The 22,442-nt window shown below is 62.4% G+C and carries 14 protein-coding genes and 1 pseudogene; 11 read left to right on the top strand and 4 right to left on the bottom strand.

Annotation, left to right across the window (positions count from 1 at the left end; genetic code table 11):
* Window positions 1-4 precede the first annotated feature (4 nt).
* The gene (locus NA637_RS08930; RefSeq protein ID WP_423836712.1) at window positions 5-3,049 is read left to right on the top strand and encodes a transglycosylase domain-containing protein; all 3,045 of its coding nucleotides are present in this window, start codon (window positions 5-7) and stop codon (window positions 3,047-3,049) included.
* A gap of 154 nt (window positions 3,050-3,203) precedes the next feature.
* Window positions 3,204-3,977, top strand: a pseudogene (locus tag NA637_RS08925) (PhzF family phenazine biosynthesis protein); the annotation flags it as partial.
* Between the two features lie 15 nt (window positions 3,978-3,992).
* Here NA637_RS08925 and nhaA read toward each other — a convergent pair.
* Window positions 3,993-5,882, bottom strand: coding sequence for a Na+/H+ antiporter NhaA (gene nhaA, locus NA637_RS08920; protein ID WP_256071930.1), 1,890 nt, complete (start codon window positions 5,880-5,882; stop codon window positions 3,993-3,995).
* A gap of 318 nt (window positions 5,883-6,200) precedes the next feature.
* Here nhaA and NA637_RS08915 point away from each other — a divergent pair, with 318 nt between their 5' ends.
* The 3 genes from NA637_RS08915 to wrbA all read left to right on the top strand — a co-directional run bounded on the left by NA637_RS08915 (window position 6,201) and on the right by wrbA (window position 8,582).
* Window positions 6,201-7,076, top strand: a complete 876-nt coding sequence (locus NA637_RS08915) for an alpha/beta fold hydrolase (protein ID WP_256071929.1) — start codon at window positions 6,201-6,203, stop codon at window positions 7,074-7,076.
* 151 nt (window positions 7,077-7,227) lie between these two features.
* Window positions 7,228-7,926, top strand: coding sequence for a pirin family protein (locus tag NA637_RS08910; protein ID WP_256071928.1), 699 nt, complete (start codon window positions 7,228-7,230; stop codon window positions 7,924-7,926).
* Window positions 7,927-7,982: 56 nt separating this feature from the next.
* Entirely contained in the window at window positions 7,983-8,582 is a 600-nt protein-coding gene (wrbA, locus tag NA637_RS08905) for an NAD(P)H:quinone oxidoreductase (RefSeq protein ID WP_256071927.1), read from the top strand.
* 50 nt (window positions 8,583-8,632) lie between these two features.
* Here wrbA and NA637_RS08900 read toward each other — a convergent pair whose 3' ends face one another.
* From NA637_RS08900 to mfd, 3 genes are read right to left on the bottom strand one after another with little or no spacing between them, the layout of a single operon-like run.
* Window positions 8,633-9,118 (bottom strand): GNAT family N-acetyltransferase, encoded by a 486-nt coding sequence (locus NA637_RS08900; RefSeq protein WP_256071926.1) that lies wholly within the window; start codon window positions 9,116-9,118, stop codon window positions 8,633-8,635.
* 11 nt (window positions 9,119-9,129) lie between these two features.
* Window positions 9,130-12,414, bottom strand: a complete 3,285-nt coding sequence (locus NA637_RS08895; RefSeq protein WP_256071925.1) for a DEAD/DEAH box helicase — start codon at window positions 12,412-12,414, stop codon at window positions 9,130-9,132.
* Between the two features lie 39 nt (window positions 12,415-12,453).
* Window positions 12,454-15,900, bottom strand: coding sequence for a transcription-repair coupling factor (gene mfd / locus NA637_RS08890; RefSeq protein WP_256071924.1), 3,447 nt, complete (start codon window positions 15,898-15,900; stop codon window positions 12,454-12,456).
* 159 nt (window positions 15,901-16,059) lie between these two features.
* Between mfd and NA637_RS08885 the strand changes: the two genes are divergently transcribed.
* The 6 genes from NA637_RS08885 (at window position 16,060) to nqrE (ending at window position 22,431) form a co-directional block, all read left to right on the top strand.
* Complete coding sequence (locus NA637_RS08885) at window positions 16,060-17,511, top strand: glyceraldehyde-3-phosphate dehydrogenase (RefSeq protein ID WP_256071923.1); 1,452 nt, start codon at window positions 16,060-16,062, stop codon at window positions 17,509-17,511.
* Window positions 17,512-17,818: 307 nt separating this feature from the next.
* Window positions 17,819-19,156 (top strand): Na(+)-translocating NADH-quinone reductase subunit A, encoded by a 1,338-nt coding sequence (locus NA637_RS08880; RefSeq protein ID WP_256071922.1) that lies wholly within the window; start codon window positions 17,819-17,821, stop codon window positions 19,154-19,156.
* A 3-nt stretch (window positions 19,157-19,159) separates the two neighbouring features.
* On the top strand, window positions 19,160-20,371 hold the full coding sequence (locus NA637_RS08875; RefSeq protein ID WP_256071921.1) for an NADH:ubiquinone reductase (Na(+)-transporting) subunit B: 1,212 nt from the start codon (window positions 19,160-19,162) through the stop codon (window positions 20,369-20,371).
* Window positions 20,364-21,152 (top strand): Na(+)-translocating NADH-quinone reductase subunit C, encoded by a 789-nt coding sequence (locus NA637_RS08870; RefSeq protein WP_256071920.1) that lies wholly within the window; start codon window positions 20,364-20,366, stop codon window positions 21,150-21,152. Before NA637_RS08875 ends, NA637_RS08870 begins: the two co-directional genes overlap by 8 nt.
* A complete protein-coding gene (locus NA637_RS08865; protein WP_256071919.1) occupies window positions 21,149-21,823 on the top strand; it encodes an NADH:ubiquinone reductase (Na(+)-transporting) subunit D in 675 nt (224 codons plus the stop codon). The genes NA637_RS08870 and NA637_RS08865 overlap by 4 nt, the downstream gene beginning before the upstream one ends.
* On the top strand, window positions 21,823-22,431 hold the full coding sequence (nqrE, locus tag NA637_RS08860; RefSeq protein WP_256071918.1) for an NADH:ubiquinone reductase (Na(+)-transporting) subunit E: 609 nt from the start codon (window positions 21,823-21,825) through the stop codon (window positions 22,429-22,431). The genes NA637_RS08865 and nqrE overlap by 1 nt, the downstream gene beginning before the upstream one ends.
* The last annotated feature ends 11 nt before the right edge of the window (window positions 22,432-22,442 follow it).

Here is a 22,442-nt window from a genome sequence, read left to right as displayed (position 1 = left end):
GGACATGGGCAGCCCTAGCCGTCTGGCGCGTCGCATGGGTGTTTTTCTGGGCGTTTCGTTGCTGGCCGGGGGCGGTTATGCCGCCTGGCATGAGATGCATACGTCAAAGTTGCAGGCGCTTTGGCTTAACCGTTACGCCGAGAATCTGGACTACCAGCTCGAGCCCGGTGCGAGCCGCCGCATCAAATTTCCCGAGGCAGGACCATTCGACCGCCGTCTGGGCTATGCGGCCTTGCCGACATTCCTGGAACGGCTGACCCAACGGGGATTCAGTGTGCAGCAGCAGGTGAGTTTTTCGCCCGCGTTGCTGCGCTATGTCAACCGTGGCTTCTTCGTACCCTATCCGGAAAAATCCCAGGCAGGACTGATCATCGACGATTGTCGAGGCGAGCCCCTGTATGCCAACAGTTATCCGCACCAATACTACGAGACCTTCGACGACGTACCACCGGTCATCGCGATGAGCCTGTTGTTCATCGAGGATCGCGGACTGCTCGACGCCGGCCGCCCACGAGCCAACCCCGCAGTGGATTGGCCACGTTTCACCATGGCGGCGGTGAGCCAGGTCGAGAAGCAGTTCGGCCTGCCGGTCCAGGCGGCTGGCGGCAGTACCTTGGCGACACAGGTCGAGAAATACCGTCATTCGCCGGAAGGGCGCACGGGTGATGCCGAGGAAAAGATCCGGCAGATGATTTCTGCCAGCGTCCGTACCTACCGCGAAGGCCAGCAGACCATGGTCACCCGGCAGCGCATCGTGCGCGACTACCTCAACAGCGTGCCGCTTTCGGCCGCCTACGGTCACGGCGAGGTGCACGGCATCGCCGACGGTTTGCGCCTCTGGTATGGCGCCGACTTTGCCGAGGTCAACCGGGTACTCGATGCTCGCCGTAACGCGGGCGTCAGCTATGAAACGCAGGGGCTGGCGCTGCGTCAGGTGCTCTCGCTGCTGATCGCTCAGCGGCGCCCGTCGTATTACCTCGGGGCAGGACGCGACGACATGGCGGAACTCACCGACAGTCATATCCGCCTGCTGGCCAACGGCGGCGTGATCAATACACGGCTGCGTAATGCCGCCTTGCAGCAGAAGGTTGCGTTCCGCGACCTGCGCCTCGAGCCGGGTATCCGCGCAGTGCCTTCCAGCAAAGGCATCACGGCGGCCCGGATGCGCCTGAGCCACCTGCTGGGTGTTTCGTTGTATGAGCTCGATCGTCTCGATCTGGCCGCGACCACGCCGCTGCATGGTGAACTGCAGGGACAGATCAGCAACTACCTGCATCGGCTGGCCGATCCGGCGTTCGCGGGCGAGGCTGGTTTGTTCGGCGAACGCATGCTGTCACCCGAGCGTACCGGCGACGTGCGCTACAGCTTCACGCTGTTCGAGCGCGGCGAGCAGGGCTTTCGCGTACGGGTGCAGACCGATAACATCAACCAGCCATTCGATATCAACGAGGGCAGCAAGCTGGAGCTGGGCTCGACCGCGAAGCTGCGGGTACTGACCACCTATCTCGAGGTCATTGCCGAGCTGCACGAGCGTTACGCGACGAGCGATGCCGCCACCTTGCGCAAGGCCGAGGCGCTGGATCCGCTGACCCGCTGGGCCCTGGCTTATCTGATTCAGCATGAGGATCGCAATTTGCCGGCGATGCTCGATGCCGCGCTGGAACGGCGCTACTCGGCCAGCCCGACCGAGCGCTTCTTCACGGGCGCCGGCATGCACCGGTTCGGCAACTTCCGCCGTGAAGACGATGGTCGCCTGCCCAGCATGCGCGAAGCACTTCAGGAGTCGATCAACCTGCCATTCGTTCGGTTGATGCGTGATCTGGTGAGCTACAGCACCTATCAGGCGTCCAATGGCGCCGAGCTGCTCAGAAGCGACGACAATCCCGAGCGGCGCGAATACCTGCAGCGCTTTGCCGATCGTGAAGGGTCGGTTTTTCTCCAGCGCTTCTGGCGCAAGTACCGCGACAATAGCGCGGACGAGCGCATCGAAGCACTGCTGGACGGCATGCGGCCAACGCCATCGAGGCTGGCTGCGGTACATCGTTATCTGATGCCCGAGGCGGATCGCGCAGCGTTCGAGCGCTTTCTCAAGGCGCGTCTGCCGACTGCGGACCTCACCGACAAGGCGCTCGACTCGCTGTACGAGCGCTATGTGCCGGGGTCGTACAGCTTGCCGGATCAAGGCTACATAGCCCGGGTCCACCCGCTGGATCTGTGGCTGCTGGGTTATCTGATCAAGCATCCCGAGGCGGGTATCACGGAAGTGATCGCGGCCAGTAGCGTCGAGCGCCAGGAAGTGTATGGCTGGCTGTTCCGCAGTCGCCACAAGAGCGCACGGGACAGCCGCATCCGCATCATGCTGGAGGTCGAGGCGTTCACCGATATCCATCGCCGTTGGCAGCGCCTTGGCTATCCGTTCGACCATCTGGTGCCTTCGCTGGCCACCGCGCTGGGCAGTTCGGGTGATCGTCCGGCGGCGCTGGCCGAGTTGATGGGCATCATCGTCAACGACGGCGTGCGGCTGCCGAGCGTGCGCATCGACAGCCTGCATTTCGCCAGCGGCACGCCGTACGAGACTCGCCTCGGCATCCAGCCGGATGTAGGTGTGCGGGTGCTGCCGAGCGAGGTTGCGACGGCCCTGCGCGAAGCGCTTGCATCTGTGGTCGAGGGGGGCACCGCGCGGCGCCTGCGTGGCAGCTTTGTGCAGGCTGACGGTGACGCACTGCGTGTCGGCGGCAAGACCGGAACGGGCGACAACCGGATCCAGACCGTCGGGGCCGGCGGCCGGCTGATCAGCTCGCTGGCGCTGAATCGTACCGCCACCTTCGTGTTCTACCTCGGGCCGAACCACTTCGGCACGCTGATCGCCTATGTTCCGGGACGCGGCGCGGACAGCTTCCGCTTTACCTCGGCGCTGCCGGTGCAGGTGCTCAAAGGCATGGCGCCGATCCTGCAGCCGTACCTGCAACCCGGCGCGCAGACGCAATGCCGGCCGGTCGGTGCGCCGCTGGAGCCGACGCTGACGGCGAGCACAGAGAAGAAGTCCTGACGATAGCGGGTCGAGCGGTCGGGGTACCTGAGCGCTCTGATCTCTTCTCGCAGTTGGCCTTTGCCGGAGACTCCGCGCTCGGCGACACTCACCCTTTTTTCGCGGGCCCAATCGGGGCCTTGCATGGGATTGAGGGGCGACGATGAAACTGCCGATCTATCAGGTCGATGCATTTACCCATGAGCTGTTCAAAGGCAACCCCGCGGCGGTCGTGCCGCTTCGGCAATGGCCGAGTGACGTGCAGATGCAGGCCATTGCCGTGGAACACAACCTGTCCGAAACCGCCTTTCTGCTGCGTGAGCCTGATGGGGCTTTTCACATTCGTTGGTTCTCACCGATCACCGAAATCGTTTTCTGCGGGCACGCCACCTTGGCCAGTGCTTTCGTCCTGTTGGAGCAGAAGCTGGCGACGGCTCCGCTGGTCTTCCGTGCGGCCGCAGCAGGCGATATCAGCGTCGCTCAGTTGGACGATGGCTTGCTGGAGATGAGCTTTCCCAACCGTGCCCCGGAACCCGTCGAAAACCCGCCGGTCGCGCTGTTCAATGGCCTTCGCACCTTGCTGCAGACGGTGTTGAAAAGCCGCCAGGCCTGGTTTGCCGTGTACGACGACGAAGATCAGGTGCGACAGCTATCACCCGATCTCGCGCTGCTCAAGTCACTGGCGCCACTGGATGTCGTGGCGACCGCGCCGGGACGTCAGCAGGATTTCGTCTCGCGCTATTTCTGGCCGGCCAATGGCGGCGACGAGGACCCGGTCACCGGCTCCATCCATGCCGGGCTGGCGCCGTACTGGAGCGAACGACCGGGCAAGACGCGACTGCGGGCATTGCAGGCGTCACGCCGCAGCGGCCTGTTGCATTGCCGGGTCGAGGGCGAGCGGGTATTCGTAGCCGGGCACGCGGTGTTGTATCTGCAGGGCACGCTCGACTGCTGGCGTCTTGTTTCAGCCCTGCGCCTCGCCGTGCTCTTCGTGCGGCGTACGCCCCTCGCCATCCTCGTCGTCACGCTCCGCCGCATCCGCTGCCGGCGCGCGGCGCAGCATGAACCAGCCGATGCAGCCTGCCAGCACCGAAGCCACAATGGCGCTGGCCTTGGCCAGGGCCAGATCGCCTTCGTCATTGAAGGCTGCGGTGGCCACGAAGATCGACATGGTGAAACCGATCCCGCACAGCGCCGAACCGCCAGCCAGCTGACGCCAGCTGAAGCCTTTCGGTGGACTGGCGAGCTTCACCTTCGTCGCCAGCCAGGCACCCAGGGTGATGCCCAGCGGCTTGCCCACGACCAGCCCAAGAATGATGCCGAGCCCCAATGGGTGGTAGACGCGCAGCGCTTCGCCCGACAGCTCGACGCCGGAATTGGCCAAAGCGAACAGCGGCAGGATCAGGTACGTACTCCAGGGCTGCATCCCGCGCTCGAGCCGCTGTGCCGGCGAGAGCAGGCGTTCGAGGACGGTTTCCAGCGTGCTTACGGTGCGCTCGTAGTGCTGGTTTCTTGCTTCGTTGCCGCTGGCCGGAGCCTCCAGATTGGAGAAGGCGCTTACGGTCTGGCCGAACAGGCCTGAGGTGCTTGGCAATGGCCGGGACGGGATCGCCAGAGCCAGCAACACGCCGGCGGTGGTCGTGTGCAGGCCGGACACCAGGATCGCCACCCACATCGCCACGCCCACCAGCGCGTAGGGCAACGGGCGATAGATGCGCACGCGGTTGAAGATCACCAGCAGCGCGAATAGCCCGGCCGCCGCGGCCAGGGCAGGCGGGGAGACGTGCTCGGTATAGAACAGCGCCAGCACAAGGATGGCGCCAATGTCGTCGGCAATGGCCAGCGCGGCGACGAACACGGTCAGGGCGATGGGCGCCTTGCGGCCGAGCATCGTCAGCAGCGCCAGCGCGAAGGCCGTGTCGGTCGCCACTGGAATGCCCCAGCCGCTGCTGGCCGAACCTGACGAATTGAGCGCGAAATAGATCGCCGCCGGCACGGCCATGCCACCAATCGCCGCGGCCACGGGCAGGGCGGCGCGCCGTGGCTCGGCCAGGTCGCCGAACAACACCTCGCGCTTGATTTCCAGGCCGACCACGAAAAAGAAGATCACGATCAGGCCGTCGTTGATCCACTCATGCAAGCTCAGGGCGAAGCGTTGCTCGCCCAGGCTGATGCCCAGTTCGGTCGACCAGAAGGCTTCGTAGCCGCCGAACACATTGGCCCAGAGCATCGCCACGACGACCGCGGCCAGCATCATCAGCCCGGTAGAAATCGACAGCCCGGCAAAGGCGCGCGCCAGCAGATGCAGCTTGAGCCCCAGCGGGCGCTCTACCGCTTCCAGGACCGAATCGTTATCCCAGGGGCCGTCGTAGCGGCGGCCATTGACGTAGAAGGTCGGGGTCGCATCGGCGGCGCTGTCCTGGGCGGCCTTGATGTCAGCGTCTACGCGATCACTAACGCTCTGGCTGTCGAGGTCGCGTTCGAACCGGTCGCGCGCAAGCCCCAGCGTCTCCGCTGCCTCCAGCAGCCCCGCCCGGTCGAGCCGGTCCTGGTGTTCGAACAGGTAGTTATGCATGGGCCAGAACGCGCCCTGCAGCGCCGCCGCTTCGGCGGCCTGGGCCGCGAGCCGGGCGTCGGGGTGCGGTTTGGCGTTGGGGAAATGGCGAAACACGTAGCGCATCTGGCTGCCGAGGCGCTCGTCGCGCATGCGCCGGATGCCTTCATGGGCGCGACGGCAGTAGCGGCACTGGTAATCGCCGTACTCCAGCAGCGTCACGCTGGCGTCGGGTGGCCCGTCGATGTGGTCATGCTGCAGATCGACCGGCGGCTGCAGCGTCTCGCCGCTCACCGCCATGCGCGGAGCATCGGCTGACGGTGGATGGGCGATACGGTAGCAGCCTGCATGTTGGGTGTGTGCCTGGGCATCCGGGCGCCTCCTGGGCGGTTGATCGACAGGGCGCGCGCAACCGGGCCGGGCGCGGCCCGCGAGCCATTGCTAAATGCTGACCGTCAGTGGGCGCCGCATGTTCCAGTCGCCGGATCGCCTGGCGCGGCGAACGTCTTGGAGGGAGCGCAGCATTTGGCCCAGCAAAGCCATTGCCGCTTCGCTGCGCGTTATTGCGATTGGCCCGGCTACGCCTAGGCTTAGAACTCTTCCCTCAGGAGCGGTCCCATGTTCGAGCAGTTTCAGCGTAACGAGTGCAAGGTCAACGGCGTTCGGATCAACTATCGCAAGGGCGGCTCCGGTCCGCCTCTGCTCTTGCTGCACGGATACCCGCAGACGCACGTAATCTGGTACAAGGTGGCCGATCAGCTGGCTGAACGCTTCACCGTGGTGGCAGCCGACCTGCGCGGTTACGGCGATAGCAGCAAGCCCGAAGGCGGCGAGGACCATATCGCCTACAGCAAGCGCGAGATGGCGCGCGACCAGGTGGAACTGATGCGCGTGTTGGGCTTCGAGCGCTTCGACCTGCTCGCCCACGACCGCGGGGCGCGGGTCAGTCATCGGCTGGCCATGGATCACCCGCAGGCAGTGCGGCGGCTTATCCTCCTGGATATCGCGCCGACCCTGGCGATGTACAGCCAGACCGACGAAACCTTTGCTCGCGCCTACTGGCACTGGTTCTTCCTGATTCGTCCGGCGCCGCTGCCGGAAACGCTGCTCGAGGCCGCCCCCGAACTTATCCTGCGCACCGCCGTGGCCACCCGCGCCGATCATGTGCATCCGTTCAGCGAGGTCGCGTTCGCCGAGTACTTGCGATGCATGAAGCTGCCCGGCACTGTTCATGCGTTCTGCGAGGACTATCGGGCCAGTGCTGGCATCGATCTCGACCATGACCGCGAAGACCGTGCCGCCAAACGGATGATCGACGCGCCGTTGCTGGTGCTGTGGGGTACCACGGGTGTGATCGAGCGTTGTTTCGATCCGCTCGAGGAATGGCGCGCGGTTGCGTCAGACGTGCAGGGCGAGGCCCTGCCGGCGGGGCACTACCTGCCGGAAGAGGTGCCCGAACTGCTACTGGAACGAGTGCTGGCATTTCTCGCCTGAGATTGGCCATCACCCGGCGCATCTATCAGGCATTGCGATAGGTTCGTACGGAAAAATGCAACCATGAACCTGGCGATTCAATAGAAGATCACCAGATTCCGTCACTCGGCACGCCTGGCGCCAAGTCGGCCACCGTTCAGAGGTCTCTCAAATGATCGACATTCGTCCCCGTGCCGAGCTCGGCGGCGCCCAGCATGGTTGGCTGGATACCCGTCATCACTTTTCCTTCGCCGAATACCACGACCCGGCCCGCATGCACTGGGGGCACTTGCGGGTCTGGAATGACGACAGCATCGCACCGCATTCCGGCTTCCCGAGCCACCCGCATCGCGACATGGAAATCATCACCTACGTGCGCAAGGGGGCGATCACCCATGAGGACAGCCTCGGCAACCGCGGCCGGACCGTGGCGGGTGACATCCAGGTGATGAGCGCCGGCACCGGTATCAGCCACAGCGAATACAACCTGGAAGACGAGACCACCGAGATTTTCCAGATCTGGATCTACCCGGACCAGTCCGGCTTGCCGCCGGCCTGGGGCACCCGCCCGTTCCCGGCCGGTGAGCGCGCCGGCAGCCTCGTCACCCTGGCCAGCGGGATGGCAGAGGATGGCGATGCCTTGCCCATACGAGCCGATGCCCGCCTGGCTGCGGCGACACTTTTTGCCGGTCAGGTTGCCGAATACCAGGTTGGCCCGGAGCGGAAGGTCTACATGGTTGCGGCCAGCGGGCGTATCGAAGTCGGGGAGCGGATCGCGGCGGCAGGTGACGGGGTGGCAGTGCGAGATGAGACGCGGGTCAGCATCAGGGCGTTGGAAGACAGTGAAATCGTGCTGGTCGACGTTCGCTGAACGTATCGACTGCCACTACTCAAACCGGAACACAACCCAGGAAGAGGAAACTGAAAATGGCGAAGATTCTCGTGGTGTACCACTCAATGTATGGCCACATCGAAACCATGGCCAATGCAGTGGCCGAAGGTGCGCGTCGTGTCGAAGGCGCTGAAGTGACCATCAAGCGCGTGCCGGAAACCATGCCGCAAGAGGCTTTCAAGAATGCCGGCGGCAAGGTCGACCAGCAGGCGCCCGTTGCCGATCCGGCGGAGCTGGCCGATTACGATGCGATCATCTTTGGTACGCCGACTCGCTTCGGCAACATGTCCGGGCAGATGCGTGCCTTCCTCGATCAGACCGGTGGGCTCTGGGCCAAGGGCGCGCTGCACGGCAAGGTGGCCAGCGTGTTTGCTTCGACCGGCACCGGCGGCGGTCAGGAGATGACCATTACCTCGACCTGGACCACTCTGGCGCACCACGGAATGATCATCGTGCCCACCGGCTACGGTATCGGCGAGTTCTTCGATATTTCGGAAATGAATGGCGGCACGCCGTACGGCGCCTCGACCATCGCTGGCGGTGACGGCTCGCGTCAACCGTCCGATAAAGAGCTGACCATTGCCCGTTACCAGGGCGAGCTGGTGGCACAGACCACGGTCAAGCTGAAAGGCTGATTGGCCGCGAAGGTGCCGGGTGGCTTGGCTCGCCCGGCGTCCCGGCCCGATCAGCCGTCATGCAGCAACCCGTACATCAGCTCATCGACATGGCCGGCGTCGCTGGCACGTTTGTAGGCCGCCCGCTGAGTGCCTTCCTGCACGAAGCCCAGGCGTTCGTAAAAGGTGATGGCACGGGGATTGTCCGCTTCGACTGTCAGCTCGACACGGGTGATGCCCGCTCGCAGCAGCCGCGCAAGGGCGTCCTGCATCATTCCCATGGCGATACCTCGGCCTTGGGCTTCCGGCGCCACGGCCAAGGTTCCAAGGTAGGCGACATGGGCAGCACGACCGACGTGCCGCTGCGCCTTGTAGAAGCCCATTACTTCGCCATCGACTTCGTATACGTAGAAACAGCCACTCTCGAACAACGGGTCGAACACCTTGCCGAACGCCTGGCGCGGCATCGGATCGAAGCCGAGGAAGGGCACCACTGACTCGTGCATGTAGATGTCGTAGACGCGATCGAAATCGCCAGGGGCGACCAGTCGGCGCATATCCCATCCTCCTAGGGCAGCGGCGCGAACAGCGCCTCGATATCACTCGGCTCCAGTTGCCAGCCGCCGTGATCGCCGGCATCCAGCACACCTGCGGCCAGTTCGGCTTTGCGTTGCTGCAGGTGCTGGATCTTTTCTTCGACGGTAGCGCGAGCGATCAGCTTGTAGACGAATACCGGCTTGCTCTGGCCGATGCGGTGCGCGCGGTCGGTGGCCTGGTTCTCCGCGGCCGGGTTCCACCAGGGGTCGTAATGGATCACGGTGTCGGCAGCCGTCAGGTTCAGACCGGTGCCGCCAGCCTTGAGGCTGATCAGAAACAGCGGGACCTCCCCATTCTGGAACCGCGTGACGGGTGTGCGCCGATCCTTGGTTTCGCCGGTGATCTGGACGTAGTCGATGGTGCGGCTCTGCAGCTCTTCTTCAATCAGCGAGAGCATCGAGGTGAACTGTGAAAACAGCAGGATTCGTCGGCCTTCGGCGAGTAGCTCGGTCAGCATCTGCATCAGGCTGTCGAGTTTGCCGGAGGTGCCGCCCCGGACCGGCCGGGCGACGTCGCCCTTGACCAGGCGCAGATCGCAACACACCTGACGCAGCTTGAGCAGCGCATCGAGGATGACGATCTGACTGCGCGCCAGGCCTTTGCGGTCGATCTCCTCGCGAATCTTACTGTCCATGGCCAGTCGCACGGTTTCGTACAGGTCGCGCTGAGCCGGGCTGAGCTCGACCCAGTGCAAGATTTCGTTTTTGGGCGGTAACTCCTGCGCGACCTGTTCCTTGCGTCGCCTGAGCAGGAAAGGTTTTATCCGTTTGGTGAGATGCTCCAGCCGATCAGCGTCACCGTGTTTCTCGATAGGGGTGCGGTAGTCCCGGTTGAATTGCTTGGTATCGCCGAGCCAGCCGGGCATGAGGAAATGAAACAGCGACCAGAGCTCGCCCAGGTGATTTTCCAGCGGCGTGCCGGTGAGGCAGAGGCGCTGGCGGGCGTCCAGACGTCCGGCGGCTTGCGCCGCCTTGCTGCTGGCGTTCTTGATGTTCTGCGCTTCGTCGAGCACCAGCACATGCAGCGGGACGTCTGCGAGCAGGTCGATGTCTCTGGGCAGCAGCGCATAGGTGGTGAGCAGCAGATCGTAGTCGGTCAGGTGCTGGTAGAGCTGCCGACGCGTCGTTCCGTGCAGGGTCGCCACGTTCAGCGATGGCGCGAAGCGGGCCGCTTCATCCTGCCAATTGGGAATGAGCGTCGTGGGCATCACCACAAGAGAGGGTCGGTCCAGCTTGCCCGCTTGCTTCTCCACTAAAAGATGAGCGAGGGTCTGCAACGTTTTACCCAGGCCCATATCGTCGCCCAGAATGCCGCCGACCTCGAGGGCCCGTAGCGTTTGCATCCAGCGCAGGCCGTCCAGCTGATAGGGGCGCAGTGTTGCATTCAGGTCCCGCGGTGGGCTGATGTCTTGTTTGCGGTAGTCGCGCAGTCGCTGGGCGAAATCCCGTAAATGCTCGCCGCCATGCCATTGCAGCGGCAGCGAATCGAGCCCGGCCAGCCGGGCCGCATCGGTTCGCTCCAGTCGTAGGTTCTCACCGTTTGGTTGCTTTTGAAGATAAAGCTCCGAGAGGGTGGCCAAGATGGGTTTCAGGCGACCGAAGGGCAGCAGCACTTGCAGCGGCTGGTCATCTTCTTCGCGGCGCCGGCCGATCTGCACCCGCAGGGTTTCGTCGTCGCCGCGTTGTGCCAGGGCGTGCGCAGAGAGTAGGGCCGGATTGCGTCGGATCAGCCCGAGCAGGACCGGCAACAGGCTGATTCGCTCACCTTCGACGATGATGCCGAGTTCCAGGTCGAACCAGCTGTGCTCGGGCGACTCCTCGACGTCGACGTACCAGGCATCGATCGACGCCAGATCGTAGGCGAAGCCGGGCTGCATGACGATCTGCCAGCCTTGCTCGCGCAGCGGGGCCAGTTGGGTCTGGGTGAAATTGAGCCAGGCTGCCTCGCTCGGCAGCTCGAACATCTCGGCCGAATCCTTCGGCAACGCCTGACTCTGGCGCAGCGCCGGGCGAAAACCCAGTTGCTGCAACTGCTGACGCAGCGCCTGTTCCGCGTCCGGCTGGCGGGCGATGCTCAACACGCGAGCCCCTTCGGTCTGGCGTACGCGTTGGCCGGGCTTGGCTTTGCCGTGAACCCGGGTGTGGCCGTAGAGGAAAGTCAGCCCGGCACGATGCTGGTGCTCGCTCACCATGCGACCGCTGCTGAGCTGGTAGTTGACCGACTGATGGCTGCCGAGGCTCAGGTGGGGCAGTGGACGCAGGTCATCGACCTGATGTTCTTCAGGCTTGGCGGGGGCCGGCAGCTGCGGGGCGATTTCATGCAGCGTCAGGCTGAACAGGGCGGCCTGGGCGGATGGAACCGCGGGTGCGTCGAGGAAGTGCCGAGCCAGTGGCATGGGCAGACCGTGATCGACCATGCCCATTTCGTTCCGGACCCTGTCGAGGTAGTACAGCGGGTCCACAGCCGTAAGCAGTTCGCCGTGGGGTTCGGCCATGTCCAGTCCAGGCTGGAAACCCCCGTCGGTTCGCTCGTTCCAGTTGAAGCGTGCCTGTCGGGGCCGGCCGGGTTGCAGTGCGGGCTGAGCCCAGCCGAGAAAGGCGCGACCGCTCTCGAGAATCAGGCGCAGGATTTCGCCGCCGTTCTCGCCGTTGGGCTTGAAACCATTGCCTGATGTGCGGCCCAGCGTTACCAGTGCGGCAATGCGCAAATCCAGCGGCTGCATGAAGGTCGGCTTGCGAAAGCTGGCTTCACGCAATCCATAGTAGGGCTGCCGCTCGCCCCAGGTGCCGTCTTTGTATTGACGCACCTTGTGGACCTCCACGGAGAAGTCAGGGCATAGCAGATAGTGCAGACACCAGCCTTGGCCGGTTTGCAGGTTGTCACCCAGCACCTGCGGGAGCTGCGATAGCCATTGTTCCAGCCGGTCAGGGAGGCGCTCACCGGACTGCTCGCTCTGCTTGGCGGGCAGGCGCTCGGCTTGCGCTTCGAGGGACGCTATCAGGGCTACGCAATGCTTGCAGTTGCGGCCAACCGGGCAGTTGCAGATGCAGCTGAGCCGGCCGTCGCGGGACAGCTCCAGCGACTGACGATAGACGCTGCCAGCTGAACCGCGACACGTCGCTTCGACGTACCGCGAATCCTCCCGCACGACCCTGATGCGGTCCTCCGCTGCGTACTGCTGGCCCCTGGCGATAGCGTTTTCGGAAAACGGTAATCGCCAGGCGGCGGGCAGGTTGGGGAGAAAGTCACCCTGCATCGGTGGATCGGGTGGTGAGTACAGGCGTCTTCGACATCGTTACGGCTTTTCCACGGACAATCGTTCGAGCAATGCCTCAAGCGTGTTGAAGCGATCTTCGGCACGCTCCATCGGCACCTGAAACTTGAACATCGTGGCGCCTTCGAACTTGTAGCGGTTGGGTTGGCTCTGGATCAGTTTGATCAGCACCATCGGGTCGACGCGGGTATCCGCAGCGAACTCGATACGTCCCCCTTGAGGCCCGGCGTCGATCCTGGTGATGCCGAGGCTGGCGGCCTGCAGCTTGAGCAGGGTCAGCCTGACCAGATGCTTGGCAGGTTCAGGCAGCAGACCGAAGCGGTCGATCATCTCCACCTGCAGTTCGCGCAGACCGTTCTCGTCAGCGGCGTTGGCGATGCGCTTGTAGAGGATCAGCCGCGCATGCACATCTGGCAGGTAGTCTTCCGGAATCAACGCCGGTACGCGCAGATTGATCTCCGGTCCGCCGCCCAGCGGTTGATCGAGGTTCGGCTGCTCGCCTTTCTGAATGGATTTGACCGCACGCTCGAGCATTTCCATATAGAGGGTGAAGCCGACGGCCTGAATCTGCCCGCTCTGACCATCGCCGAGCAGCTCGCCGGCGCCGCGAATCTCCAGATCATGGGTGGCGAGCACGAACCCGGCACCCAGATCCTGGGCGTTGGCGATGGCTTCCAGGCGCTTTTCGGCGTCCGGAGTCATGGCCTTGCGTGGCGGCGTCAGCAGATAGGCATAGGCCTGGTGATGGCTGCGGCCGACGCGTCCGCGCAGTTGATGCAGCTGGGCCAGGCCGAACTTGTCGGCACGTTCGATGATGATGGTGTTGGCGCTGGGTACGTCGATGCCGGTCTCGATGATGGTCGAGGCGATCAGCACGTTGAAGCGTTTGTGGTAGAAGTCGCCCATCACCTGTTCGAGTTCGCGTTCGCGCATCTGGCCGTGGCCTATGCCAATGCGGGCTTCCGGCACCAGTTCGGCTAGATCGGCGGCGCATTTCTCGATGGTCTTGACGTCGTTGTGCAGGTAATAGACCTGGCCGCCGCGCAACAGCTCACGCAGCAGCGCTTCCTTGATCACCGAGTTCTGCTGCTCCATGACGAAGGTGCGCACCGACAGCCGGCGCGCAGGCGGCGTGGCGATGATGGAGAGGTCACGCATGCCGGCGACGGCCATGTTCAAAGTCCGAGGAATCGGTGTGGCGGTCAGGGTGAGGATGTCGACCTCGCTGCGCAGCGCCTTGAGCTGTTCCTTCTGGCGCACCCCGAAGCGGTGTTCTTCGTCGATGATCACCAGGCCGAGATTGGTGAACTTGACGTCGGCCTGCAGCAGTCTGTGCGTACCGATGAGAATGTCGACCTTGCCTTCGGCCAGCTCCTGCACCGCGCCCTGGATCTCCTTGGCGGACTTGAAGCGGCTCATCACCTCGACGCGAACCGGCCAATCGGCGAAACGGTCGCGGAAGCTGTTGTAGTGCTGCTGGGCAAGCAGCGTGGTTGGCACCAGCACCGCCACTTGGCGACCGCTATGCACCGCGATGAAGGCGGCACGCATGGCCACCTCGGTCTTGCCGAAGCCGACATCACCGCAGATCAGGCGATCCATGGGGCGGGGTGCGAGCATGTCGCTACGCACGGCTTCGATGGCGGCCTGCTGGTCCGGCGTTTCCTCGAACGGGAAGCCGGCGCTGAAGGTTTCGTAATCGAGTTGGGGATCTTCGAAGGCATGGCCTTCGCGCGCGGCGCGGCGGGCATAGATGTCGAGCAACTCGGCGGCGACGTCGCGCACCTGTTCGGCGGCTTTGCGCTTGGCCTTCTGCCAGGTTTCCGAGCCCAGCCGGTGCAGCGGCGCCAGTGCATCGTCGCTGCCGGTGTAGCGCGCAATCAGGTGCAGGCTGGAGACCGGTACGTAGAGCTTGGCCTCTTCGGCGTACTGCAGCATCAGGAACTCGGCGGCCTGACCTTCGATCTCCAAGGTGACCAGGCCGTGATAACGGCCGACACCGTGGTCGATGTGCACCACCGGCGCGCCTTCGCGCAGTTCGGTGAGGTTCTTGATGGCGTTCTCGCCGGTATCACGACCTTTTTCACGCCGGCGGCGCTGCATGATGCGCTGGCCGAACAGCGGGCTTTCGGCGATCAGCGCCAGGGCCGGGTCTTGCAGCAGCAAGCCGTCATCCAGTGGGGCGATGGCAATCGCCAGGCGCTCGCCGCTTTCAACGAACTGCGGCCAGCCAGCCACTTCCTGCGGGCGCAGCTTCAGCCGAGCGAGCAGCTCGAGCAGAACCTCGCGGCGGCCGGCCGATTCGGCGGTGAACAGTACGCGGCCTGGAAATTCGTCGAGAAAGCGTCGCAATGCACCCAAGGGTTCAGGTGCCTTGGCGTCGATCGCAAGCTCAGGGAAACGGCTGGCTGGAAAGCGCTCGCGGCCGATGCCGGTATCTACATCATCCTGGCTGGCCACGATGCGCGGCCAGAGTTTCAGATGCGCAAAGCAGTCTTCGACCGCCATGAACAGTTCGGCGGGCGGTAGCAATGGGCGTTCAGGGTCGACGCGACGCTCTTCGTAGCGAGTACGGACGTCTTTCCAGAAGTGCTCCGCAGCCTGCTCGATACCCGGCAGCGAGAACACCTGGGTGTCTCCTGGCAGATAATCGAACAGCGTCGAGGTCTCGTCGAAGAACAGCGGCAGGTAGTACTCGATACCGGCCGGCGTGATCCCGGTGGATAGATCCTGGTAAACCGGGCAACGGCGGAAATCCACGTCGAAACGCTCACGGAAGCGTGCGCGGAAGCCGGTGACCGACTCCTTCTTCAGCGGGAACTCGCGTGCCGGCAGCAAACGGATCGACTCGACCTTATCTATGGAACGCTGGTTTTCTGGATCGAAGGTACGCAGCGTTTCGATTTCGTCGTCGAACAGGTCGATGCGGTAGGGCAGGGGGCTGCCCATCGGGAACAGGTCGATCAGCGCGCCGCGGACGGCGAACTCACCATGTTCGTAGACCGTATCGACGCAGCGATAGCCGGCCGCTTCAAGGCGCGCCCGCATCTGCTCGACATCGAGCTTCTGGCCGATGTCTAGTACCAAGCTGGAACCGAGCAGAAAGCGTTTGGGCGCCAGCTTGTGTAGCGCTGTGGTGATAGGGACTACCAGAACGCCGTGGGTCAGATCGGGAAGCTGATAGAGCGCGGCGATGCGCTGGGAGATGATGTCCTGATGCGGCGAAAACACGTCATAGGGCAGCGTCTCCCAGTCGGGGAAGTGCAGAACCGGCAGATCAGGCGCAAAGAAGCCAAGCTCTTCCTGCAGGCGTTCGGCGCTCTGGCTGTCGGCGGTAAGAAGGAGAGTGAATCGATCTGCGTTGCTGGCTGCCTCGGCAATGGCCAGGCTCAGCGCGGCACCAGGAAGGTTGCCCCAGGTTTGCTTGCCGCTGGCAGCAGGCATGGGCGGAAGGCGCAATACGGACACGAGTGGGCGTGGCTCCGGTCGATAAGAATGGACCGCCCGGATTGTAACTATCCGCGCGGGACGCTGTCAGTGTTTCGGCTGCAGAGATTGCCGGCGCTAGGGTGCGGCGGCATAATGTAGCCCTTTTTCTCAGCCCCTACATATTGGAAGGAACTGCCCGTGACTCAGAAGCCCGACCAGTGTCTTGGTGAATGGATTGATCGAGAAGCCCTCGCCGAAGCGATGATTCCGCTGATTGGTCAGCTGTATCGTAACAACAACGTGGTGACTTCCATCTATGGCCGCGGCCTGATCAACCGTTCGGTCATCGCGCTGCTCAAGGCGCATCGTTTCGCTCGCCACCGTCAGGCTGACGAAGCCGAGCTGTCCGTCAACGAAACCCATCAGATCCTCACGACCATGAGCCAGATGGAGCTTGGCGCCGCTTCGGTGGATCTGGGTAAAGTCGTGGCGAAGTTCAAGGCCGAGGGCAATGGCCGCAGCCTTGATCAGTTCGTGCGTGACGAACTGGCCGAAGTCGCAGGCAAGCGCAACACCGCGGGCGTCCATAAGGGCATCGACGTCGTGCTCTACGGCTTCGGTCGGATTGGTCGCTTGCTCGCCCGCATTCTGATCGAGAAGACAGGCGGCGGTGATGGCCTCCGTCTGCGGGCGATCGTCGTGCGCAAGGGCGCCGAGAACGATCTGGTCAAGCGTGCCAGTCTGCTGCGTCGCGACTCGGTGCATGGTCCTTTCGATGGCACCATTCATATCGATGCGGAAAACAACACCATCACGGCCAACGGCAATCTGATCCAGGTGATCTATTCGAACGATCCGGCCTCGGTGGATTACACCCAGTACGGAATCGAAAACGCGCTGCTGGTTGACAACACCGGCAAGTGGCGCGACGCCGAAGGCCTTAGTCAGCATCTGAAATGCCCTGGCATAGACCGTGTTGTACTGACGGCGCCAGGCAAGGGCGAGCTGAAGAACATCGTTCACGGCATCAACCATGGCGAAATCACCGCCGACGACAAGATCGTCTCCGCTGCCTCCTGCACCACCAACGCGATCGTGCCGGTACTCAAGGCGGTCAATGATCAGTACGGCATCGTCAACGGTCATGTCGAGACTGTGCATTCGTACACCAACGACCAGAACCTGATCGACAACTTCCATAAAGGCAGTCGTCGTGGCCGTAGTGCTGCGCTGAACATGGTCATCACCGAGACGGGTGCTGCTACGGCTGCCGCCAAGGCGCTGCCGGTGCTCAAAGGCAAGCTGACAGGTAATGCCATTCGCGTGCCGACGCCGAACGTCTCGATGGCGATTCTCAACCTGAACCTGGAGAAGGCCACGAGCCGCGAAGAGATCAACGAGTACCTGCGCCAGATGGCCATGCATTCGGACCTGCAGAAGCAGATCGACTTCGTCAACTCGCAGGAGGTTGTTTCAAGCGATTTCGTGGGTTCGCGTCATGCCGGCGTGGTCGATGCCGAAGCCACCATCTGCAGCGATAACCGCGTCGTTCTGTATGTCTGGTACGACAACGAGTTCGGCTATAGCTGCCAGGTCGTTCGGGTGATGGAAGACATGGCCGGAGTCAATCCGCCCGCTTTCCCACGCTGACGCATCGGTCGTATGCAAAACGGGAGCTTCGGCTCCCGTTTTGCATTTGATCGGAAAAATCCACCGTGCAGGGCCTTCGAGTCGGCCGCGTCAATAGTGAGTTACAGCGAAACGCTTGTCTCTAGTCAAAAGATTGAAAGACCTTGGGTGGTCAGTCATGGGTCGCGACCTCTATAATCGGGCGGATTTCTACCTGGGCCCGCGGCATAGCGTCGCGCTGATAACGCTTCAGTGCGCGTTGTGCAGTTCGACTTTAGCCAAGCCGTGTGGCTCGTAAAAAGCCTTTAAATCAGTGGTTAGCGAACCGATGATCAATATAAAACGTGGGCTTGATTTGCCCATTGCAGGTGCGCCGGCGCAGCGTGTCGAGGCTGGAAGGCCCGTGCGAAGCGTCGCCGTATTGGGGTTTGACTACCCCGGCATGAAGCCGACCATGGATGTTCAGGTCGGTGATCGGGTCAAGTTGGGACAGGTACTGTTCTCCGATAAGAAGACGCCAGGGGTGGTTTTCACCGCACCCGGCGCCGGCGTCGTCAGCGCCGTCCATCGCGGTGAGAAGCGCGTCCTGCAATCGGTAGTCGTTGACCTCGACGGCACCGATGAGGTGACTTTCAGTCAGTACGATGCCGCCGAACTCGAAGGGCTGAGCGATGCCCAGGTTCGCGAGAACTTGCAGCAGTCGGGCCTCTGGACTGCACTGCGCACGCGCCCTTACAGCAAAGTGCCGGCCATCGATGCCGTGCCCAGCTCCATTTTTGTCACGGCAATCGATACCCATCCGCTAGCCGCCGATCCGGTCATCGTGATTGCCGAGCGTACCGCTGACTTCGAAGCGGGCCTCAAGGTGCTCGGTAATCTCGGCAAGCTGTTCCTGTGCAAGGCCGAGGGTGCCTCGTTGCCGGGCGAGCAGCTGGCCAAGGTAACCACCGAAAGTTTCTCCGGCCCCCATCCTGCCGGTTTGCCTGGCACCCACATCCACTTCCTCGATCCGGTCAGCGCCAGCAAGAGTGTCTGGACCATCGGCTATCAGGACGTGATCGCCATAGGCGCGCTGTTCACCAGTGGCCGCCTGTCAATCGAACGCGTGGTGTCGCTTGCCGGTCCTGTAGTGGAAAATCCACGTCTGGTACGTACCCGTCTGGGCGCCAGTCTCGATGAGCTGACCGCCGGTGAATTGCAGCCCGGCGCCAACCGCGTCGTGTCCGGTTCGGTATTGGGTGGTCGTACGGCGCATGGTGCGTTCGCTTATCTGGGCCGTTATCACCAGCAGGTTTCCTGCCTGCGCGAGGGTAAGGAGCGCGAGATGCTGCACTACCTGCGTGCCGGTAGCGACAAGCACTCGATCCTCAATATCTACATCTCCAAGCTGATGGGCGGCAAGAAGTTCGCCTTCTCTACGTCCACCAACGGCAGTCCCCGCGCCATGGTGCCAGTCGGTAACTACGAGGAGGTCATGCCGCTTGACGTGTTGCCGACTCAACTGCTGCGTTCCTTGATCATTGGCGACACCGAAGTTGCGCAGAAGCTTGGCTGCCTCGAGCTGGACGAGGAAGATCTGGCGCTGTGCACCTACGTCTGTGCCGGCAAATACGAATACGGCCCGATCCTGCGGGACAACCTGACTCGCATTGAGAAGGAGGGGTAAGGAATGGGCATTCGCGAATTCCTCGACAAGATCGAGCACCATTTCGAGAAGGGCGGCAGGTACGAGAAGTGGTATGCACTCTACGAAGCCGCAGACACCTTTCTCTATCGTCCCGGTAGCGTGACCAAGACCACCGCTCACGTGCGTGACGGCATCGACCTCAAGCGGATGATGATCACGGTCTGGCTGTGCACCTTCCCGGCGATGTTTTTCGGCATGTGGAACACCGGCTACCAGGCCAACCTGATCTATGCACAGAGCCCTGATCTGCTTGCTTCGCAAGAAGGTTGGCGATTGGCGTTGGTCAGTGCGCTGGCCGGCTTCGATCCGGGCAGCCTGTGGGACAACTTCATTCAGGGCGCGGCCTACTTCATCCCGGTCTACGCGGTGACCTTCATCGTCGGCGGTTTCTGGGAAGTATTGTTCGCCTCGATCCGCAAGCACGAGGTCAACGAAGGGTTCTTCGTCACATCGGTGCTGTTCGCCCTGATTCTGCCGCCCAGCATTCCGCTGTGGCAGGTCGCGTTGGGTATCAGCTTCGGTACCGTGATCGGCAAGGAAATCTTCGGCGGTACCGGCAAGAACTTCCTCAACCCTGCGCTCACCGGTCGTGCCTTCCTGTTCTTCGCCTATCCGGCGCAGATGTCTGGTGATGCGGTATGGACAGCAGTGGACGGATTCTCCAGCGCAACGGCGCTCAGCCTGAGCTTTGCCGGCGGTATGGACAACGTGATCGGTAGCGGTATCACCTGGATGGATGCTTTCATCGGTACCATTCACGGCTCGATCGGCGAAACCAGTACGCTGGCCATCTTCATTGGTGGAGCTGTGCTGCTGATGACCAAGATCGCGTCCTGGCGGATCGTCACCGGCGTGATGGTCGGCATGATTGCGCTGAGCTATCTGTTCAACCTGATCGGCTCGGACAGCAATCCGATGTTCGCCATGCCTTGGTACTGGCATATGGTGGTGGGTGGTTTTGCCTTTGGCCTGATTTTCATGGCGACCGACCCGGTTTCTGCGTCGATGACCAATACGGGGAAGTGGGTCTTCGGCATTCTTATTGGGCTGATGGTGGTCTTGATCCGGGTGGTAAACCCGGCATTTCCGGAGGGCATGATGCTGGCGATTCTGTTGGCCAACCTGTGCGCACCGTTGATTGACCACTTTGTCGTTCGGGCCAACATCAAGCGGAGGCTGGCACGTAATGTCTAGTCAAAAAGAATCCACCGTTCGCACGCTGGTCGTGGCCTTGCTGGTCTGCCTGGTGTGCTCGGTGTTCGTTGCGGGTGCGGCCGTGGCGCTTCGCCCGACGCAGCTGGAAAACCGTCAGCTGGACAAGCAACGCAGCATCCTGGCGATTGCCGGTCTGGGTGAGCCAGGCATGTCCGGCAGCCAGGTGAAGGCGCTCTATAACGAGCGTATCGTCGCCAAGCTGGTCAACCTGGAAACGGGCGAGTACAGCGATGAATTCGATCCGAACACTTTCGATCCGCTGGTTGCAGCCAAGGACCCGGAGCTTTCGCAAGCGCTGTCGGGTGATGAGGATATCGCTTCGATCAAACGTCGCGAGCGCTACAGCGTCGTCTATACCGTCGAGGAAAATGGTGAGGTCGCTACGCTGATCATGCCGGTCCGTGGCTACGGGCTGTGGTCGACGCTGTACGGCTTCATCGCCGTCAAGGGCGATCTCAACACGGTCGAGGGGCTGGGCTTCTATCAGCACGGCGAGACCCCGGGTCTCGGTGGCGAAGTCGACAACCCGAAGTGGCGCAGCCAGTGGCAAGGTAAAGAATTATTCAACGAAAACGGCGAATTGGCCGTCCAGGTGGTCAAGGGTGGCGTCGATCCGCAAAGCCCGCGAGCCGACCATCAGGTCGATGCGCTGGCCGGTGCAACCCTGACCAGTAACGGGGTGAATAACCTGTTGCACTTCTGGCTGGGCGAAGACGGCTTCGGTCCATTTATCGCTAACCTGCGCGCTAGGGAGGCTTGATCATGTCGCAACCTACCATCAAGGAAGTCCTGTTCAATCCGGTCTTCAACAACAACCCCATCGGTCTGCAGATCCTCGGAATCTGTTCGGCGCTGGCGGTTACCTCCAACCTCAAGACGGCGCTGGTCATGTCCGTCGCGCTGACGTTGGTGGTGGCGTTTTCGAACCTGTTCATCTCGATGATCCGCAGCCAGATTCCAGGCTCGATTCGCATGATCGTGCAGATGGTGATCATTGCGTCGCTGGTGATCGTGGTTGATCAGGTGCTCAAGGCCTACGCCTTCTCGCTGTCCAAACAGCTGTCGGTGTTCGTCGGTCTGATCATCACCAACTGCATCGTGATGGGCCGGGCCGAAGCGTTCGCCATGCAGAACCCACCGATGCTGTCGTTCTTCGATGGGCTCGGTAATGGGCTCGGCTACAGCGCCATGCTGATCGCGCTCGGCATCGTTCGCGAGCTGTTCGGCGCCGGCAAGCTGATGGGCTACACCATCCTTCCGGCGGTCAACGATGGCGGCTGGTACCAGCCGAACGGGCTGCTGCTGCTTCCCCCCTCGGCGTTCTTCCTGATCGGCCTGTTCATCTGGGGTATCCGCAGCTGGAAGAAAGAGCAGGTCGAGAAGCCGTCGTTTAAAATGGCGCCGCAAGTCTCGAACAAGGAGGCTTATTAATGGAGCATTACCTCAGCCTGTTCGTCCGTGCCGTATTCATCGAGAACATGGCGCTGGCGTTCTTCCTTGGCATGTGTACCTTCATCGCGATCTCGAAGAAGGTGGAAACCGCTATTGGTCTCGGCATCGCGGTGATCGTGGTGCAGGCCATTACGGTGCCGGCCAACAACCTGATCTACACCTACCTGCTCAAGGCAGGTGCGTTGTCCTGGGCCGGTTTGCCGGAAGTGGATCTCAGCTTTCTGGGGCTGCTCAGCTACATCGGCGTGATCGCGGCGATCGTTCAGATTCTCGAGATGACCCTCGACAAGTACGTGCCCAGCCTCTACAACGCGCTGGGTGTGTTCTTGCCGCTGATCACGGTGAACTGCGCCATCCTGGGCGGCACCCTGTTCATGGTCGAGCGAGACTACAACCTGGCGGAAAGTACCGTTTACGGCTTTGGTTCCGGTGCGTCCTGGGCGCTGGCGATCATGCTGTTGGCTGGTATTCGCGAGAAGCTCAAGTACAGCGACGTGCCAGACGGCTTGCAGGGCCTGGGTATCACCTTCATCACCATCGGACTGATGTCGCTGGGCTTCATGTCTTTCTCTGGCGTACAGCTGTAAGGACGGGATGA

The sequence above is a fragment of the Stutzerimonas stutzeri genome (genome assembly GCF_024448935.1).
Classification (GTDB): domain Bacteria; phylum Pseudomonadota; class Gammaproteobacteria; order Pseudomonadales; family Pseudomonadaceae; genus Stutzerimonas; species Stutzerimonas stutzeri_AO.
This window is presented reverse-complemented; position numbering and strand designations above follow the sequence as displayed.